General features: G+C 65.7%; 16 protein-coding genes (1 of these 16 running past the window's edge). 4 read left to right on the forward strand and 12 right to left on the reverse strand.

Translation table 11 applies throughout. The features are described from left to right. Positions 1-800, reverse strand: the 5' portion of a protein-coding gene (gene tyrS / locus N4264_RS00900) for a tyrosine--tRNA ligase (protein WP_261695198.1). It extends 412 nt beyond the left edge of the window; only the first 800 of its 1,212 coding nucleotides appear in the window; its start codon is at positions 798-800; its stop codon lies off the left edge, out of view. 339 nt (positions 801-1,139) lie between these two features. Here tyrS and N4264_RS00905 point away from each other — a divergent pair, with 339 nt between their 5' ends. Together N4264_RS00905 and N4264_RS00910 are read left to right on the forward strand one after the other, a co-directional pair. After that, a complete protein-coding gene (locus tag N4264_RS00905) occupies positions 1,140-2,474 on the forward strand; it encodes an OapA family protein (protein ID WP_261695199.1) in 1,335 nt (444 codons plus the stop codon). 2 nt (positions 2,475-2,476) lie between these two features. After that, entirely contained in the window at positions 2,477-3,592 is a 1,116-nt protein-coding gene (locus N4264_RS00910) for an anhydro-N-acetylmuramic acid kinase (protein WP_261695200.1), read from the forward strand. Here N4264_RS00910 and N4264_RS00915 read toward each other — a convergent pair whose 3' ends face one another. The 8 genes from N4264_RS00915 to N4264_RS00950 all read right to left on the reverse strand — a co-directional run bounded on the left by N4264_RS00915 (position 3,593) and on the right by N4264_RS00950 (position 12,503). Further along, a complete protein-coding gene (locus N4264_RS00915; protein WP_261695201.1) occupies positions 3,593-3,868 on the reverse strand; it encodes a hypothetical protein in 276 nt (91 codons plus the stop codon). A gap of 70 nt (positions 3,869-3,938) precedes the next feature. Further along, positions 3,939-5,288 carry an AmpG family muropeptide MFS transporter gene (locus tag N4264_RS00920; RefSeq protein ID WP_261695202.1) on the reverse strand — a complete coding sequence of 450 codons (1,350 nt, stop codon included), beginning with the start codon at positions 5,286-5,288 and terminating at the stop codon, positions 3,939-3,941. Beyond that, on the reverse strand, positions 5,285-6,073 hold the full coding sequence (locus N4264_RS00925; protein ID WP_261695203.1) for an exodeoxyribonuclease III: 789 nt from the start codon (positions 6,071-6,073) through the stop codon (positions 5,285-5,287). The genes N4264_RS00920 and N4264_RS00925 overlap by 4 nt, the downstream gene beginning before the upstream one ends. 87 nt (positions 6,074-6,160) lie before the next feature. After that, positions 6,161-7,231: an efflux RND transporter periplasmic adaptor subunit gene (locus N4264_RS00930; protein ID WP_261695204.1), complete on the reverse strand. Its 1,071-nt coding sequence runs from the start codon at positions 7,229-7,231 to the stop codon at positions 6,161-6,163. A 32-nt stretch (positions 7,232-7,263) separates the two neighbouring features. Continuing rightward, on the reverse strand, positions 7,264-8,676 hold the full coding sequence (locus N4264_RS00935) for an efflux RND transporter permease subunit (RefSeq protein ID WP_261695205.1): 1,413 nt from the start codon (positions 8,674-8,676) through the stop codon (positions 7,264-7,266). Beyond that, positions 8,673-10,367 (reverse strand): efflux RND transporter permease subunit, encoded by a 1,695-nt coding sequence (locus N4264_RS00940; RefSeq protein ID WP_261695206.1) that lies wholly within the window; start codon positions 10,365-10,367, stop codon positions 8,673-8,675. Before N4264_RS00940 ends, N4264_RS00935 begins: the two co-directional genes overlap by 4 nt. A gap of 265 nt (positions 10,368-10,632) precedes the next feature. Further along, positions 10,633-11,433, reverse strand: coding sequence for a LytR/AlgR family response regulator transcription factor (locus N4264_RS00945; RefSeq protein ID WP_261695207.1), 801 nt, complete (start codon positions 11,431-11,433; stop codon positions 10,633-10,635). Then, a complete protein-coding gene (locus tag N4264_RS00950) occupies positions 11,430-12,503 on the reverse strand; it encodes a sensor histidine kinase (RefSeq protein WP_261695208.1) in 1,074 nt (357 codons plus the stop codon). The genes N4264_RS00945 and N4264_RS00950 overlap by 4 nt, the downstream gene beginning before the upstream one ends. Before the next feature lie 216 nt (positions 12,504-12,719). On the opposite strand from N4264_RS00950, the gene pyrE reads away from it, so the two are divergent. Next, on the forward strand, positions 12,720-13,364 hold the full coding sequence (gene pyrE, locus N4264_RS00955; protein ID WP_261695209.1) for an orotate phosphoribosyltransferase: 645 nt from the start codon (positions 12,720-12,722) through the stop codon (positions 13,362-13,364). Between the two features lie 81 nt (positions 13,365-13,445). Further along, complete coding sequence (locus tag N4264_RS00960) at positions 13,446-14,096, forward strand: DUF4124 domain-containing protein (RefSeq protein ID WP_261695210.1); 651 nt, start codon at positions 13,446-13,448, stop codon at positions 14,094-14,096. A gap of 116 nt (positions 14,097-14,212) precedes the next feature. Here the strand turns inward: N4264_RS00960 and N4264_RS25640 are convergent, their stop codons facing one another. The 3 genes from N4264_RS25640 to coaBC are packed head-to-tail and all read right to left on the reverse strand — an operon-like array spanning position 14,213 to position 18,351. Beyond that, positions 14,213-16,654 (reverse strand): phosphomannomutase/phosphoglucomutase, encoded by a 2,442-nt coding sequence (locus N4264_RS25640; RefSeq protein WP_282563028.1) that lies wholly within the window; start codon positions 16,652-16,654, stop codon positions 14,213-14,215. A gap of 24 nt (positions 16,655-16,678) precedes the next feature. Then, positions 16,679-17,134, reverse strand: a complete 456-nt coding sequence (gene dut, locus N4264_RS00970; RefSeq protein WP_261695211.1) for a dUTP diphosphatase — start codon at positions 17,132-17,134, stop codon at positions 16,679-16,681. Further along, positions 17,131-18,351, reverse strand: a complete 1,221-nt coding sequence (coaBC, locus tag N4264_RS00975; protein ID WP_261695212.1) for a bifunctional phosphopantothenoylcysteine decarboxylase/phosphopantothenate--cysteine ligase CoaBC — start codon at positions 18,349-18,351, stop codon at positions 17,131-17,133. The genes dut and coaBC overlap by 4 nt, the downstream gene beginning before the upstream one ends. Between the last annotated feature and the right edge of the window lie 106 nt (positions 18,352-18,457).

Consider the following 18,457-nt stretch of genomic DNA (forward strand, 5'->3'; position numbering starts at 1 on the left):
TTCTCGAACGACAGCAGCTCGAAGTAGCGCCACATCAGATCGTCGGACAGACGCATTACCTTGCCGAAGATTTCGTTGGGCGGCTCATTGATGCCGATGTAGTTGCCCAGCGACTTCGACATCTTGTTGACGCCGTCGGTACCTTCCAGCAACGGCATGGTCAGCACGATCTGCGGCAGCTGTCCGGCTTCCTCCTGCAACTGGCGTCCCACCAGGAGGTTGAACTTCTGGTCAGTGCCGCCCAGCTCGACGTCAGCCTTGAGCGCCACTGAGTCGTAGCCCTGCACCAGGGGATACAGGAACTCGTGGATGGCGATCGGCTGTTCGTTCCGGTAGCGCTTCTGGAAATCGTCGCGTTCGAGCATGCGGGCGACAGTGTGCCTGGCCGCCAGCTTGATCATGTCAGCTGCGGACATCTGGCCAAACCACTCGGAATTGAACCGCACTTCCGTGCGTTCCTTGTCCAGCACCTTGAAGACCTGCTCGGCGTACGTCTCCGCATTGGCCTCGATGTCCGCGCGGCTCAGCGGCTTGCGCGTGACATTCTTGCCGGTCGGGTCACCGATCATTCCGGTGAAGTCGCCAATCAGGAAGATGACCTGGTGCCCGAGGTCCTGGAATTGCCGCATCTTGTTGAGCAGCACCGTATGACCCAGATGCAGGTCGGGCGCAGTGGGATCGAAGCCGGCCTTGATGCGCAGAGGACGGCCCAGCTTGAGCCGGGATTCCAGGTCTTCGCGCTTGATGATTTCTTCCGCACCGCGACCGATCAGGTCAAGCGCTTCCTGTAGCTGGGACATCGGCGTAACTCTCCGGATAGCAGGCCAGCCCGGACAGCCTTTGCATTTCTGGCCGTCCAGACGTCTGGTTCGTTAAATAAGAGGGGGTGGCAGTTAATTATTCGTTAACCACCGAGATCCTTGCAAACCCGCGCCAATGCTGGCGTTGACGGGATTCGAATGACGCGGCTATGGTACGTTCCGTTTTGTCGGAATGCGAACGTGACCGAGACCCCAGCCGCACATTCCAGCACCCGCCGCACCAACCGCCGCCTGGCATTGCGGCGGCGCGCACTTCGTAAACATTTTCATTTTTACTCGAAGTGCCGGAATTGGGCCCTGGCGAAAAATGTGTCGGTCGTGCCGATCAGCTGGCGCCGCGAACATTGGATCCTCGCCAGCGTTGCCGTCGCGCTGACCATCGTCGCCGGCCTGGTGATGCCGACCTGGGCCAACGCGATGCGTCACGACGAGCTCCCGCCGGTCACCACCGTCTCGATACCGTTGCCGCCGCTGACGTCCGATGCCATCCATGCCGCCGACGGTGCCGAAGCGGGGCTTGTGCAGGCCGGCATGATGCCGGGGATGGGGGAAGACCCCTGGACGGTCGTCACCGTACGTCCGGGCCAGTCACTCGCCGACATTTTCCACGAGCACGGGCTTTCGCCGACCTGCCTCCAACGCGTGGTCGACGCGAAGGTCGACAACGGCGCTTTCCGCCGCATTCATCCCGGCGACGAGTTCGCATTCAAACGCGCGGACGGCCGCCTGAGCACCCTACGCTTTGATCGCGACGATCACACCCGCGTTGTCCTGACGCTCGATGAAAAGGAAGTCCACACCGAGATCGTCGAGCGCGCGCTCGAGCGTCGCGTCCACGTCGCGCACGGTGTGATCAGAAGCTCGCTGTTCGAGGCCGGTGACCAGGCCGGCATGTCCGACTCGATGACGCTCAAACTGGCCCAGGCATTCGGCTACGACATCGATTTCGCGCAGGACCTGCGCGTCGGCGACAGCTTCACCGTCATCTATAACGATGTCTATCGCGAAGGCGAACGCCTGCGGGATGGTGAAATCCTCGGCGCCACGTTCATCAACGCCGGACAGCGCTACACCGCGTTTCGCTACGAAACGGCCGACGGCACGGTGTCGTTCTACAACGAGGAAGGCCGGCCGCTCAGAACCTCGTTCCTGCGCACGCCGGTAGAGTTCACCCGTATCTCCTCGCGCTTCAGCGCGGGCCGCATGCATCCGGTACTGGGCAAGATGCGCGCGCACAAGGGCGTGGACTACGCGGCGCCCTCGGGCACGCCCATTTATGCCGCAGGCGACGGAAAGGTCGAGTTCCGCGGCCAGAAGAGCGGCTTCGGCAATGTCGTGATCCTCCAGCACGCGGGCCGCTACAGCACCCTGTACGGCCACATGTCGCGGTTCGCCGCCGGCTTGTCCAACGGCCAGCGCGTCCGCCAGGGCCAGTTGATCGGCTACGTCGGCGCCACGGGCCTGGCGACCGGGCCGCACCTGCACTACGAATTCCGTCTCGATGGCGCCCATCGCGACCCGCTCAGCGTCACCCTGCCCAAGCCCGAGCCGCTGCCGGCCAGCGAGCTGGCGAAGTTCCGTGGCGTGACCCAGCCGATGCTGGCGCAGCTGAAGATGCTCGAAGACACACGCCTGGCTTCTGCCAGCAAGTAAGCGTGGCCGACACCCCGTTTTTTCTCGGCCTGATCTCCGGAACCAGCGCGGACGCCATCGACGTGGCGCTGTGCCGGTTCACGCCGACACCCGAGTGCGTCGCCACCGCAGCATTCCCCTACCCGCCTGACCTGCGCCGGCGCGTTCTGGCGTTGGCGCGCGATGCCGTCCATGTGAACCTGGACGAGCTCGGACAGCTCGACGTGGAAATCGGCCGCGTCTTCGCCGACGCCGCGCTGGCGGCCCTGTCCGATGCAGGGGTGCCCGCGGCCGCAATCCGCGCCATCGGATCGCATGGGCAGACCATCCGGCACCGGCCCGGCGGCACCGCACCCTTCACCCTGCAGATCGGCGACCCCAACACCATCGCCGAGCGCACCGGCATAACCACCGTGGCAGACTTCCGCCGCCGCGACGTCGCGGCCGGCGGCCAGGGCGCCCCACTGGTGCCGATATTTCACGCCGCGGTGCTGCGTCATCCCACGCACGACCGTGCCGTTCTCAATCTCGGCGGCATCGCCAATGTGACCTTGCTGCCGTCGGGCCCGTCGACCGATGTACGCGGGTTCGACACCGGCCCCGCCAACTGTCTGCTCGACGCCTGGGCCGAGCGGCACCAGGGCACGCATCGGGACGACGGCGGGCGCTGGGCGGCACAGGGAATGGTTGATCAGGGGCTCCTGGCCGACCTGCTGGCGGACCCCTACTTTGCCCTGGCCGGCCCCAAGAGCAGTGGCCGCGAAGTATTCAACCTCGACTGGCTCGACCGCGCCCTTGGCGGGCAGCAACGTCAGCCAGTCGATGTGCAGGCGACGTTGCTCGCCCTGACTGTGCGCAGCGTGGCCGATGCGATTCGACGGGATGCGCCCGGCACCAGGGAGGTGCTCGTCTGTGGCGGCGGCGTGCATAACGGTGCGCTGATGCGCGCGCTGACTGAATCGCTGGCGCCGGCCAACGTCGAGAGTACCGCCGCCTGCGGCGTGGATCCGGATTTCCTGGAGGCCATGGCGTTCGCCTGGCTGGCCCGGCAGCGGCTGGAGCGCCAGCCCGGCAGCCGCACGTCGGTGACGGGCGCGATCGGCGACCGGGTGCTGGGAGCCGTCTACGACGGCGGGTGACTATTCGCCGTCGTCGGTGAACAGGGGTTTGCCGGCGACCCGTTCGAAGGCTTCCAGGGCAGCGCGAAACGCCGCCGTTTCATTCGACTCCCAGGTTCCGCTGAGCACGGCGATGTCATGCAGCTCGCGCCGGGCGATGTCATCCTCGGAAAGGCCCACGCCGCGACGCAAGGCGTGCAGGATCGCCTCGTTGATCGACCATTGGTGTTCGCGAGCGATCTCCTTGATGCGCTCGGCAAGCGTGTCATCGATGTGGCGTACAAGAATATCCGGCACGTTCGTCCCTATTTCAAACGCTGTCGACCATGCCCCTGTATCCGCATTCTCGCAGCAAGTGTGGTCAATTTCAGCCGTCGACTCGATCACGTTCCATCCAATGGCGCAGGCGGGCGAATATCCACAGCGTAGGGATGATCGACAGCGCGCTGAAGGCGAAAAACGCCGCGTAGCCAAAGGATTCGACAAAAAACCCGGAGACACCCCCAATCAGCTTGCCCGGAAGGTTGGCCAGCGAGCTCAGGAGTGCGTACTGGGTAGCACTGAACCGGCGGTCCGCCAGGCCCGACATGAAAGCCACCAGGACCGTTCCGGCGAAGCCCTGGCAAAAATTGTCGGCCGAAATCGCCGCGACGAAGGCCCACAACTGCTGCGGGAAGAGCCACATCAGCAGAAAGGCAAAGTTCGACAGGGCAACACCGAAGGCGGCTACCAGCAGGCCACGACGGATCGGCCACAGCGTCGCCGCAACCCCGCCGAGGGTCGCTCCCGCCAGGCCCAGCCACACGCCGTACAGCTTCGAGACGGTGGCGATCTGTGCCTTGGTGAATCCGCTGTCGAGGTAGAACGGCCCGGCCATCACGCCGATCATCTGGTCCGGCAGCTTGTACAAGCCGACGAAGAGCAGGAGCGTCAGCGCCAGTGCGCTGCCATTGGACCGGAAGAACGCGATGATCGGTGCCAGGTAGGCCACCAGGACACCGGCCAGCCCCCGGGGCATCCCGCCGCGTGCCAATTGGTCGACCAACGGCTGGTCGATCGGTTGCTCCGTCGCGACGGCGGCGGCCGGCTCGCGCGACAGCACGATCGCCAACAGCGGCAGCAGCATCAACGATGCTTCAATCAGATAGGTGCGCTGCCAATCCAGCCACTGGGCGGCATAAAGTGCCCCGGCGCCGCCGGCGATCAGCCCGAATCGATAACCAAAGCTATAGGTGGTGACCAGGGCGGCCTGGTCTTCCTGCGCGGCCACGTCGATGCGGTAGGCATCGACGACGCTGTCCTGGGTCGCGCCGGCAAAGGTGGTCAGCGCCAGGAATGTGAGGAAGAGGGGCAGCTGACCGGTCGGACCGACCATCGCCATTCCGACGAGGCCGAGGACCACACCCAACTGCGACAGCACCAGCCAGCCCCGGCGACGCCCCAGACGTCCGAACAGGGGCGCCCGATAGCGGTCCAGCAGCGGCGCCCAGAAAAATTTCAGGACGTACAGCAGGGAGATGTAGCTGACCAGGCCGATGGAACCCAGGCTCAGGCCCGCTTCCCGGAACCAGTAGCCCAGGGTCACGCCGACCAGCAGGAACGGCAGGCCGGCGCCGAAACCCAGGAAACACAGCGTCAGTGCGGCCGGTTGCGCGAACGCCCGCCGCAACCGCGAAAAGCCGGATTCCCGGGCCAGGGACTCCGGCCGTGCACTCACCGGGCGCTCCCGGGTTCCGGCGCGTAGTCCACCGTATAGGGCGCGTGGTCGGAGAACCGCGGTTCGCGCAGGATCTCGCAGGACTTCAGTCGCGCCTTGAGCGACGGGGTCACGACCTGGTAGTCAATCCGCCACCCCACGTCGTTGGCCCGGGCCTGGCCGCGATTGGACCACCAGGTGTAGTCGCAGCCCTCCGGCTTCATGCAGCGGTAACTGTCAACCCAGCCGCGCTTGAGAAACAGCTCGTCCAGCCAGGCGCGCTCTTCGGGCAGGCAGCCGGAGTTTTTCTGGTTCGAGGTCCAGTTCTTGATGTCGTTGCGCGTGTGGACAATGTTCCAATCGCCACAAATCACATAATCGCGGCCACTCGCCAGCCAGCTGTCGAAGATCGGCATGATCCACTCCATGGCCTTGAACTTGAACTGCTGGCGTTCATCACCCGACGAGCCCGACGGCACGTACAGTGAAACGACGCTCAGGTTGCCGTAGCGGGCCTCGATGTAGCGGCCTTCGTCATCGAAGGGCGCCCAGCCCAGACTGGTGCGGACTTCATCGGGTTCCTGGCGGCTGTAGATCGCGACGCCGCTGTAACCCTTCTTGGTCGTCGCGTCACGGAAATACGTGTGATAGCCCTTGGGCCGGAACTGGGCGTCGGCCAGCTGGTGTTCCTGCGCCTTGGTTTCCTGCAGGCAGAGAATGTCCGGCTTGTGCGTGGCCAGCCAATCGAAGAATCCCTTGGTCGCCGCCGAACGGATGCCGTTGGCGTTGAAACTGACGATACGCATGCTCCATCAACCTGCAGCCGCAAAGCGCGCAGGGTAGCGGGCCCGCCCGGCGACGCCAAGCGCCGGACGGCATGCACGCAGACCGGCTCAGCTGCCGACGATACGCACCGACTGACCGGCCCGCAGGCGCTCGGCACCGCGCACCACGACCCGATCTCCGGCGGCCAGGGCACCGCTGACTTCCACACGGGCGTCACGCGCCACGCCGGCCTTCACTTCGACCTGTTCGGCGGTGTTGTCCGGTTTCACCCGCATGACATAGGTGTGCGATTCGCGCAGCACCAGGGCGTCACGCGGCACGGTCAGCCCGGCTGTTCCCTGGGATTCGGGCAGAGCGACTTCGACCGCGGTGCCGACCAGTGCGAATTCCTCCGGCAGGCTGACACGCAGCTCGAACTGGCGCGAGCGTTCGTCGCCCACCGGCACGATGGCGCGGACGCTGGCAGGCTGGCTGGCGCCCTTGAGACGGATCTGCAGCTCCTGCCCGGCACGCAGGTGGGGCGCAAGATCCAGCGGGGCCTGCACGCGCGCCTCGAGGTTTTCGGTGTTGACCAGGTGCACCACCGGGCCGCCGGTCTGCAGGTATTCGCCCCGCTGTACAAAGCGTTCGCTCACCACGCCGTCGAACGGTGCGCGGATGTCGGTTTCCGACAGCGCGTGCTCGATGCTGCGCCGTTCCGCATCGGCACGGGCGAGCTCCTGGCTGGCGCTTTCGAGCGTGGCGTTCGCCTCGTCGAGCTGGGTCTGCGCGACGGCGTTGCCGGGTGCGAGCTTGGCCAGGCGCGTGGCCTGGGTGCTGGCCAGATCACGCTGAGCCTTCGCGCGTCCGGCGCTGGCTTTCGCGCTTTCCAGGCGCAGGCGCAGGGCGACGTCATCGAGCTTGGCCAGCCGATCGCCACGTTTGACGACGGTGCCGACTTCGGCGATCTCCATGACGCGGCCGGCCGCCACGCCGGCGATCTTGGCGTCTTCGCGGCTCACGACACTGCCCGGCACCCAGCGCGTGGGCGCCAGCGCCGTGGTGGTGGCCTCGCCGACGGCGACGGTGGCCGGCGGCGGGGCGGGTGCCTTTTCCGGCGCCTTGTCCTGGGCCTGGGTGAAGGCGAACGGCACGGCCGCAAGGCTGGCGATGAGGAACGAGAAAGTGACTGTTTTCATGGACGTGGTTTTCATGGGTACTCCCCGTTTGCTCAGGCCGCGCGTGGATAACTGGGTGCGTTCTCATCGCGCACCGGTGCCGCGTCCGCGGGCTTCTTCTTCGGCCAGTGCGCCAGGCGCATCAGGCTGGGCAACAACAACAACGAAAAGACGAGGCTGATCACGACGCCGCCGACGTTCACCGCCGCCAGGCCGCGGTAGATGACGCTGCCCGGGCCGGGATTGACCGCCATCGGCAGCGCGCCGAGAGCACCGGTCAGGGTGGAGGCGAGAATCGCGCGCAGGCGCTGGTTGAGGCCGATCCGGATGGAATCTTCCAGCGAGTGGCCGCTGAGCTGGGCCTCCCGGGTGAGATCGACCAGCAGGATGGCGTGATTGACGATCACGCCGATCATCATCACGAAGCCGATCATCGACAGAAGGTCCAGCGGCTGGAACGCGAACAGCCCCAGCGCGCGCAATCCGACCATGCCGCCGATGAGCGCCAGCGGCACGGTCAGCATCACGATCGCGGCCTCGCGCACGGACTTGAACAGTGCCGCCATGATCAGGAACAGCACCAGCAACGCCAGTCCGAAGTTGGTCGCCATGGTCTGCACCACCTGCTGCAGGCGGTCGGCGCTGCCGGCCATGCGCACGGTACCGTCGGCGGGCAGGGTTGCCTTGATCGCGGGCACCACGTCCTTTTCCAGGGTCGCCAACGCATCTTCCAGCGACAGGTTGGGCGGCGGGTCCACGGTCAGGGTGATCGTGCGGCGGTGGTCGAGTCGACGGATCTGGGTCGGACCGATAACGCTGTTGAGCGAAACCAGGTCACCCAGCGGCACGATCTGGCCCGACGGCGTGACCAGCGGCGCCTCGGCCAGCTGTTCCGGCGATTGCCCGGCACTGGCACGCAGGATGATCGGCACGCGCGTTTCGCCGTTGAAATACTCGCCCAGCCAGGCGCCATCGCCGACGGCACGCACGACGGTGCCGACCGCGGTGCGATCCCAGCCGGCTTCGGCGATGCGCCGGTCGTTGGGCACGGCGTGCAGTTCACTCTGGACGGCGTCGGTATTGGGGAAGGCCTGAACGCTGGCCCCGGGGAATTTCTTCTCCAGCAACTGGCGTCCCTGCTCTGCCGCGCGCTCGAGCGCGGCGGTGTCGTCGCTCTGCAGGTGCATCGCGACCGAACGCACCGATCCACCAAAGCCGCCGAAGAGATCCCCCTCGGTGGCAAAGGCACGCGTATCCGGCAGGCCCTGCACTACCTCGTTGCGAATGATCTGTTCCAGTTCGCCGATGCGTTTTTCGTCCACCACGCGCGCACCAATGGTGCCTCCGCCCGGCCACAGCAGCAGGTAGTAGTTCTTCAGCTGCGGCTGCTTCTCGCCCTTCATGTAAGGCTGCAGGCGCTCCAGGATGACCGGCGCGATCTCGCGATTGACCGCTTCGGGGCTCATGCCGGGGGGAAATTGAAGAAGGCGTCGATTGCGGCACGCTTGACCGGCGGCAGGTAGTCCAGCCGCGGCAGGAACACCCAGCACAGAATCAACGGCGCTACCAGGAGTGCAGCAACCCAGCCCAGCTGCTTTGGGCGCGAATCGGTCCAGCGGATGATCCATTCGGTCAGGCCCGGCCATCCGTCGCCGTAGCCGGACGACAGCTTCTTGGCCTTGAGCCAGCCGCCGGCCGCTGCCGGCAGCACCGTCAGCGCCACGACGATCGAAATCGCGACGGCAATCGAGATCGTCAGGGCAAGGTCGGCAAAAATCTGGCCTTCGACGTCCTGCAGGAACAGCACCGGAAGGAACACGGCGATCGTGGTGACCGTCGAGGCAAACAGGGCCGGCACCACCTGGCGCGCACCGGCCAGGGCCGCCTCGAACGGCGTCTGCCCCGTTTCCTTCAGGCGGATGATGTTGCCCGAGACGACAATCGCGCCCTCCACCACCATGCCCACCGCGAAGGCGAGGCCGGCCAGCGAGATGACGTTGAGGCTGCGGCCGGTCAGCTGCAGCACGATGAAGGTGGCCAGCAGGCAGATCGGAATCGAGGTGGCAATCAGCAGGGTTGCACGCCCGTCCCGCATGAACCACCACACGCAGATCAGGGCCAGCAGCGCGCCCACGATCAGGTTCTCGGTCAGAAGACCCACGGCGCGATTGATGAACAGGCCCGAATCGAAGGACTGTTCGATGCCCAGCCCCTGGGCCTTGAGCGGTCCGTCACGCAGCTCGGCGACGACCGCCTTTACCTCATTGAGCGTGCCCAGGACGTTAGCGCCGCTCTGGCGCAGGATCTGCAGCCCGATCGCCGGATTGCCGTTCTGGTAGGCGAAGAACTGCTGTTCCGGCGGACGCACCTCGATCGTGGCCACATCCCCCAGCTTGATCGGCTTGCCGTCGCGCCAGGACAGCACCATCTCGCCCAGCTGGTCCGGTGTGTAGCGGCCGGTAAAGCGCAGGGTGAACTGACGGCGGCCCACTTCCACCTGGCCGCCGGAGACGTCGGTGGCGCTGGCGGCACGCGCGGCGATGTCGGTGATCGAAACGCCCATCGCCGCAGCCTTGGCCAGGTCCACGGTGATGCGCACTTCATCCGGCGGGCCGGCATTGATGTTCACACCGGCGACGCCCGGCACGGCCTCCAGGCGCGGGCGGATCGTCGCCTCGATGTATTCGCGGTACTTGCTCACCGGCCCTTCGGTGCCCGGCAGTAGCTGCACGAAGAACCAGGTCAGCGACTGGTTGGAGTCATCGGCGCCCATCTGTACGACCGGGCGATCCGCGTCGCGCGGCAGCGGCGGAAGGCGGTTGAGGCGTCCAAGCACTTCGACCAGGGCATTTTTCATGTCCGTGCCGATGGCGAAGGTCAGGTTGATGTTGCTGTTGCCGGTGCCGGCATTGCCGTCCAGCTCCTCCAGTCCCGGCAGGCCCTGCAGCACGCGCTCCTGGGGTTCGAGCAGTTCCGACTCCACTTCTTCCGGCGATGCGGATCGCCAGAAGGTGTTGATGGAGATCTGCGGACGCTCGATGTCCGGGAACAGCTGCAAAGGCAGCTTGCCCAGACTCAGAAGGCCAAACAGGCAGACCAGCAGCACGGTCACGCCGACGGCGACCGGATTTCGCAAAGATGATTCAATCAATTTCATGGCAGACCTCTCGCCGGAGCCCGTTCCCGGGATGAGTGCGGCCATAGCTTCGCCCCGTCCCGCAAAGGTCGGATGCGGCAGAGGTCATAGAGGTTGCGTGGATTGCGGTGAACGGCCGCCCGGGTGCGGCGAAACGTTCCTTGAGCTCGCTACGAGCGGGGCCCGGGGCAGAATCTGCGGCGCGGACGCGCCTTTTTACCTGCAGCGAGTGACGCGGCCGGACCAGCGCGGCGCACCGGTGCGCCGCGCATAGCCACAAAGAACACTAGTTCATCAAGTGAACTTTATCTTTGTAGCTTCGCGACAACTTCAACGTGTGGCCGGAATCCAGCGTGACGAAGTATTCGCCGTTCAGATGCGAACGCAGCTCGCGCACGCAATCGAGATTGACGATGGTGGAACGGTGGATCCGCTGGAACCGGCGCGGATCCAGGCGCTGTTCCATGTCGCGCATGGTGGCGCGGATGACGAAGTTCTCGGTGTTCGTGTGGATGCACAGGTAATCGCCCGCGGCGTCGATCCAGCGAATGCAGTCCGGGTCCAGGCGGATCGTGCGATTTCCGTCCTTGATGGCGAGCTTCGCGGCGGGGCCGGCACCGAGGGTGGATTCCTGGGCCAGCGCCTCATCCAGGCTCATTTCCGGCTTGCCCGACACGCGCGCGAGCAGGCGCAGCAGACGGTCGCGATTCTGTTCGGCCTCCCGCGCCGCCAACCGCTCGCGGACGGTCTTCAGGGCCTGTTCCAGGCGTGATTCGTCGACCGGCTTGAGGAGGTAATCCACCGCGCAGGTCGAGAAGGCGTTGAGCGCGTACTGGTCGTACGCCGTGACGAACACCGTCAGCGGCAGCTGTTCGGCAGGCAGCGACTTGAGCAGGGCAAACCCGTCGACTTCCGGCATCTGCACGTCGAGGAACATCAGGTCCGGCTGGTGCGATGCCACCGCGAGTGCGGCTTCGCGCCCATTGCCGGCCTGGCCGACGATGCTGATGTCACTGAAGGCGGCCAGGCGCAGTTCAAGCCCCCGGCGCGCGAGCGGCTCGTCGTCGACAATCAAGGTACGGATCATGATTTGGTCTGGCTGGTCGGATCAAAGGGAAGACGTAGTACCGCCTCGACGCCGCCGGTCGCCCGATTCCGCACGTCGAAGGACTGGTTGCTCCCATATAGCACGCGCAGCCTTTCCCGCGTATTCACCAGACCCACGCCGTGACCGTTGCAAGCGGGCCCTTCCGGCAGGCCCGGGCCATCGTCCTCGATATGGATCTCAAGCATGGCATTGTCGATGCGCGCGCGGATCGCAATCGTACCGCCCTCGATGCGGCGGCTGATGGCGTACTTGATGCTGTTTTCAATCAGAGGCTGCAGGATCAGGCTGGGCACCAGCGCTGTCCGTGCTTCGGTGCTGGCCTCGACTTTCACATTCAGGCGCTCGCCGAAACGCAGCTGCTCGATACCCAGGTAGCGGGTCACCGCCTCCAGTTCGTCGTTGAGCGTCACGCGCTGCATCGGATCCGAATCCAGCGAATGGCGCAGGAAGGCCGACAGTCCGCTCACCATGCGGTTGGCGGTGGCGTTCTGGTTGTCCAGCACCAGGGTCGAGATAGCGTTCAACGTGTTGAACAGGAAGTGCGGATTGAGCTGGTAGCGCAGCATCTTGAGCTGGGCTTCATGCGCCATCGCGTTGGCGCGCAGGGCGGTTTCGCGCTCGTGCGCGATCTCGCGACTAAACTTGATGCCGAAGTACAGGCCACTCCACGACAGGAAAACGTAGAAAGCCGTGCCGAAATAGCCCAGGTAACCCAGCAGGCTCGAGGGGCGGCAATCCAGGCACCAGCTGAAGACCACCTCGGCATACAGGCGCGCGTAGATCGCGGTCGCGATGGTCAGGAGCAAGGCCGCGGCACCGATCAGGCGCCAGGTCTGCAGGCCCCAGATCGCCCGGTAGCCCAGGCGCAGCAGTGTCGATGTGGCGAAACCCAGCAGCGTCGAGGCAAGGATCACCCGGTAGTAGCTCGGCGGTTTTCCGTAGCCGATCGCCGCCAGGAAGTTCAGCGCGAAATAGCCAGCCCAGCCAATGCATTGCAGCGCCCAGAACAGCCGCGTCGACGAGGCGAAAAAGCGTTTGAGGGCGGTCATCGTGAAGTCTGGCACCATGCGGCCCATGCTAGGGGGCCCGGCCCGATAGAAGAGCGCGTTTGGGCGTGTTTAGGCAACTCCTGGGCGCGTCTGGCGGCCGACCCTGACCATGTCCTCCATTCGTTTCCGGATGGGTACCGGTAGGCGGCCGCACGGCTCCATCCCTCCGCAGCACCCCGGCAGGTGCCTACAATTCCGCCTTTTCCGGAGGCCACCATGCGCGACCATCAACGCGATTTTCTCGACCTGGCACTGGCGCGGCAGGTTCTGCGCTTTGGACAGTTCACCCTCAAGAGCGGCCGCACCAGCCCCTACTTCTTCAACGCCGGACTGATCGACAGCGGTGCCGCCCTGCATCGCCTCGGCCAGGCGTATGCCACTGCGGCGGTCGAATCGGGCATCGCCTTCGACATGCTGTTCGGCCCGGCCTACAAGGGCATCGCCCTGGCCTCGGCCACCGCCATCGCGCTGTCGACGCAGCACGGACGCGACCTGCCCTTCGCCTTCAACCGCAAGGAAGCCAAGACCCACGGCGAGGGCGGCAACCTGATCGGGGCGCCGCTCAAGGGCCGGGTGCTGATCGTGGACGACGTGATCACCGCCGGAACGGCGATTCGCGAGTCCCTGGCCCTGATCCGCGACCAGGGCGCCCAGGCTGCTGGCGTGTTGATTGCATTGGATAGGCAGGAGCGTGGGCAAGGCAATCTGTCGGCCGCCCAGGAGGTCACTGCGGAATTTGGCATCCCCGTTATTGCGATTGCGCGCCTGGCAGACCTGCTCACGCTGGCCGCGGAGCGACCGGAGCTCGCGGCCGAGCGGGAGCGACTGGAAGCCTACCGCACCGCCTACGGCACGGAATGACGCATATCGGCCGATTCGCGCGCCGCGACACGGCCTGGACGTTCACATGCCACCTATACTGCTCCGAAGGAGGAGACACCCATGCGTTTAGCGGTACGAATCTCGATAGTCGGGCTGTTGGTGGCGTCCCTGGTCGGCGGCCTGGCGTACGCCCAGGGCGGCAGCTCCACGCGGCTGCGCTACAAGTGGCGTGACGAAAAGGGCGCTTTGCACTACGCCGACGCAATCACGCCGGAAGCCGCACGGCTGGGCTATGAGGTCGTGAACGGCCAGGGCCTGGTGGTCAAGCGCGTGGAGCGCGCCAAGACGGAAGAGGAACTGGCCGCCGCCAAGGTGGAAGCCGCCCGCGTCGCCGCCGAAAAGGCCGCCGCGGACGAAATGGCAAAGAACGACGCCCAGATGCTGGCGGCCTATCCGACGGAAGAAGACCTGCGCAAGGCGATGCAGGCGCAGATCGACCTGATCGACCAGAACATCCAGGCCACGGAGATCGGTATCGCCAGCCAGGAAAAGAGCCTTGCCGAACGGCTCAACCACGCCGCCGAACAGGAGCGCGAAGGCAAGCCGGTGCCGCAGACCGTCCAGAACCAGATCAGCAAGCTTCGCAAAGGCCTGACCGACCACAAGGCCTTTCTTGAAAAACGCACTGCCGATCGCGCCGCCATGCTCAAGCAGATGGAAAACGAACTGGTGCACTACCGCGAACTGAAGACGCGCACCAAGGACCACTGACGCCAGCGCCGGTGCGGCACCGATGCCCGCTGGCTGACGCCACAAATGCAGAGGGGCGCCCACTGGGCGCCCCTCTTCTTTTCCGGATTCACCGCCGCTCGCGAAGACGACCGGCCCTAGAACGGCAACTTGATATTCGGCTCCACGGCCTGCAGCTGCTTGCGGTAGGCATCCTGGATCCGCAGCATCGCCGTTTCGTTGTCCGCGTCGAATCGCAGCACCAGAATCGGCGTGGTATTGGACGCACGCACCAGGCCCCATCCGTCCGGCCAGTCGGCGCGGACGCCGTCGATCGTCGTCACGCGGGCGCCCTCGAAGCTGGCCTTTTCGCGGAACCGCTCGATAAAGCGGTAATGCTCGCCCTCGGCCATCGGGATTTTCAGTTCCGGCGTGCTCACACCCTTGGGCAGGGCGTCGAAGATCTGCTGCGGATCGCGTCCTTCCGGATCGCTGCCCAGAATTTCCATCAGGCGGGCCGCGGCGTAGATACCGTCGTCGAATCCGTACCAGCGTTCCTTGAAGAAGAAGTGGCCGCTCATCTCGCCGGCCAGTTCCGCTTCGATCTCGCGCATCTTGCTCTTGATCAACGAGTGGCCGGTCTTCCACATCACCGGGCTGCCGCCGTGCTTGAGGATCTCCGGCTGAAGCTTGCCGGTGCACTTGACGTCATAAATGATCGAAGCGCCCGGATTGCGCACCAGCACATCCTTGGCAAACAGCATCAGCAGGCGATCGGGGAAGATCACCTCGCCCTGACGCGTCACCACGCCCAGACGGTCGCCGTCGCCATCGAATGCAAGGCCGATATCGGCATTGACCTGCTTGACCGTGAGAATCAGGTCGCGCAGGTTGTGCAGGTCGGACGGATCCGGGTGATGGTTGGGGAATTCGCCGTCCACCTCGCAGTACAACGGCATCACATCGCAGCCGATGCCTTCGAGCACCTGCGGCGCGACCGCCCCCGGAACACCGTTACCGCAATCGATCACCACGCGCAGGCGCTGGTCGACCTGGATATCGCTGGTGACGCGGTCGATGTAGTCCGCCTTGACGTCCATGTGCTGCAGGCCGCCGTTACCGCTGGTGTAGCGGTTCTCGGAGATGCGCTCATAGAGCCCCTGGATCGCCTGTTCGGCGAGCGTCTCGCCCCCCAGGACAATCTTGAACCCGTTGTAGTCCGGCGGATTGTGGCTACCGGTAACCGATACGCCCGAGCCGGTATTGAGGTGGTAGGTCGCGAAATACACCAGCGGGGTCGGCACGAGCCCCAGGTCGATGACATCCATGCCCGCCTCGCGCAGGCCGGCGATCAGTCCTTCGGTCATGTCGGGACCGGACAGGCGGCCATCGCGGCCCACCACGATCTCACGCAACCCGCGCTCGATACCTTCGCTGCCGATGGCACGGCCGATCTGGCGCGCCACGCCTTTGTCGAGCGTCTTGCCGATCACGCCGCGAATGTCGTACGCACGGAAGATGCTGCGGTCCACGGCCAGTCCGTGCACATGGCGCGGCGCGGCCGGCGGCGGCGGCGGGGCACCGGTGTGACCGGTGACTGCAGGACGGGGAGTGGCGGGGCGAACCGTGGCTTTGGGTTCCTGACGCAGTGCTTCGGCCATCGTGATCTCGGGCTCCTTGGAGGTTTTCGAACCAAGCTTCCCGCCGAGTTTCTCCAGGCCTGCCTGAATGCCGACCTTGCGCAGCCACAGCGCCATCGCACTGGCACCAGCAAAGACGAGGCTGAGTACCAGGAACAACCAGGGGTTATCGGGGCCGACGATGTACAGGCCCGGCGGTACGGCAGCAACGCGGAAGGTGGTCCCGCCCACCGGCATGCCGGGATCGATCACCACTTCCTGCTCGCCCGAGCCGACACCCACCAGCAACAGGTCGCCGCTGGAGCCGTCGCCCTGGCGCAGTTCCAGGCGCCCGAGAGCCACGTCGGCCGACGCAAACTGGTCGAGCAAGGGCTGCATGGGCAAGGCCACCCACGCGACGGCGATGATCCGGTCGTCTTTCTTGACCGCCTCGGCAAAGGACAACACGCGCGTGGACTTGCCGATCACCGTGGACTGCACCGGAGCCGAGCCACCCTGCGCCTTCATCACCTGCGCCGCCTTGGCGTAGCCGAACTGGCGGAAATCCGCGCGGATCACCGCCTGCAGATCGGGATCAAAGAACTGGACCTCGCTCATTTCCGGCACCGCCAGACGCAACGCGGTTCGCGCCTCCTCGAAGCCCGCCTCGCCGTTCTCCAGCGGGCGCACGACAGCATCAGAGGCCAGTGCTGCGGCCAGGCGGTCGTGCGTTTCCTTGATGACCTGGGTCAGACGCACCGATTCGGTCTGGCGCAATCGCGCCAGATCCGCACGGGCGCCCGCATCACGCCACCGCTGTAACGCCTGCCAGCCGCAGAACACCGCGGCGATCATCAGTGCCGTCGCTGCTCCGAGCTGGGCGGCCCGCTTCCAGTTGATGTCGGGCAATGCGAACTTGCGGGTCGTGTCAGCCGCGGGTTCGACCACGGTTGCCGTTGCACCGGCCTTGCTATTCTTCATTCGCTGCACTCCGTGCGCCGGCAATCACGCAGTTCCGGACGAGCCGAAGCCGCCCTCTCCGCGTTCTGTGGGTACGAATTCGTTGACCAGGCGAAAATCCGCGCGGGCGATTGGCAAGAAGACCAGCTGCGCGATGCGGTCTCCCGGCGCGATGGTAAAGGGCTGATTGGAGCGGTTCCAGCACGAAATCATCAGCGGTCCCTGGTAGTCGGCGTCAATCAGGCCCACGAGGTTGCCAAGGACAATACCGTTTTTGTGCCCCAGACCTGATCGCGGCAGGATCACGGCGCAGTAGCCTGCATCGTTGATATGGATCGCCATCCCGGTGGCGACGAGCTCGGATTGGCCCGGCGCCAGCACCAGTGGCGCATCGACCAGGGCCCGCAGATCAAGCCCGGCCGAACCCGGCGTGGCATACGCCGGCAGTGGAAATTCGGTTCCCAGGCGCGGGTCGAGGATTTTGATGTCGACGTCGATCATGCGGCGTCCCTGCGGGAAGCGTTGAAGCGTGCGGTGATCCGCTCGATCAGACTGCGTGCGAGTTCGCGCTTCGACGCCGTCGGCAGATGTTCGGCACCATCGGCGGCGATGAGCGTGAGGGCGTTGTCGTCGGCTTCGAAACCCAGCCCGCCGCCGACGCGATTGGCGGCAATCATGTCCAGCCGCTTCTTTTCCAGCTTGAGGCGGGCATGCGCCTCGACATCCTGGGTTTCGGCGGCGAATCCGACCAGGAACGGCCGCCGCGGCAGCGCCGCGACCTCTGCCAGGATGTCCGGATTCTGGGTCAGGCAGAGGGTCATCCCGCCATCGCCCTGCTTCTTGATCTTGTGCTCGGCCACGGCGACCGGGCGGTAATCGCCGACGGCCGCCGCGGCGACGAAGATGTCGGCGCTCGCGGCGGCGGCCATGACTTCGCGATGCATCTCGCAGGCGCTGCGGACATTGATCCGGCGCACGCCGGCCGGCGTCGGCAGATGGACGGGCCCGGCCACCAGGGTGACCTGCGCCCCCTGCCGAGCCGCTGCCTCGGCGACGGCAAAACCCATGCGGCCAGAACTGCGATTGCCCAGGAAACGCACCGGGTCGATGTCTTCGAACGTCGGCCCTGCGCTGACCAGCACCCGGACTCCCGTCAGGATGCCGGGCGCGCGATGGCGCGCCAGCTCCGCCACGAGTTCGGTCGGTTCGAGCAACCGGCCGGGACCGATCTCGCCACACGCCTGGGCTCCGGATGCCGGGCCAAACACCGCGACGTTCCGTTGGCGCAGCACGGCAACGTTTGCCTGGGTCGCCGCGTGGGCCCACATCTGCTGGTTCATGGCCGGGGCGATCGCCAGCGGCGCGGCGCTGGCCAGGCACAGGGTCGTCAGCAGGTCGTCCGCCTGGCCTTGCGCCAGACGCGCGATCAGGTCGGCCGAGGCCGGCGCGATGAGGATCTGGTCCGCCCAGCGCGCCAGCTCGATGTGCCCCATGGCTGCTTCCGCCGACTCGTCCCACAGGCTCTGGCGCACCGGGTGACCGGACAGGGCCTGGAACGTCAGCGGCGTGACGAAGCGTGCAGCCGACTCGGTCATGACCACACGCACCTGCGCCCCCGCCTCCACGAGGCGGCGGACCAGGTCAGCGGCCTTGTAGGCGGCTATACCACCCGAGACGCCCAGCAGGATCCGCAGCTGCGCCAGGGAAGAAACGTCCATCAGAATATTCCTACGCAATTTCGCGACAATAGCTTACGGGAAAGCCGGCGCCGAGCGGACGCCCGCAGGCGTCGCGGCCGCTAATGTCCGACTGGTGGGCGGCCGG

The organism is Tahibacter amnicola, assembly GCF_025398735.1.
Lineage (GTDB): Bacteria > Pseudomonadota > Gammaproteobacteria > Xanthomonadales > Rhodanobacteraceae > Tahibacter > Tahibacter amnicola.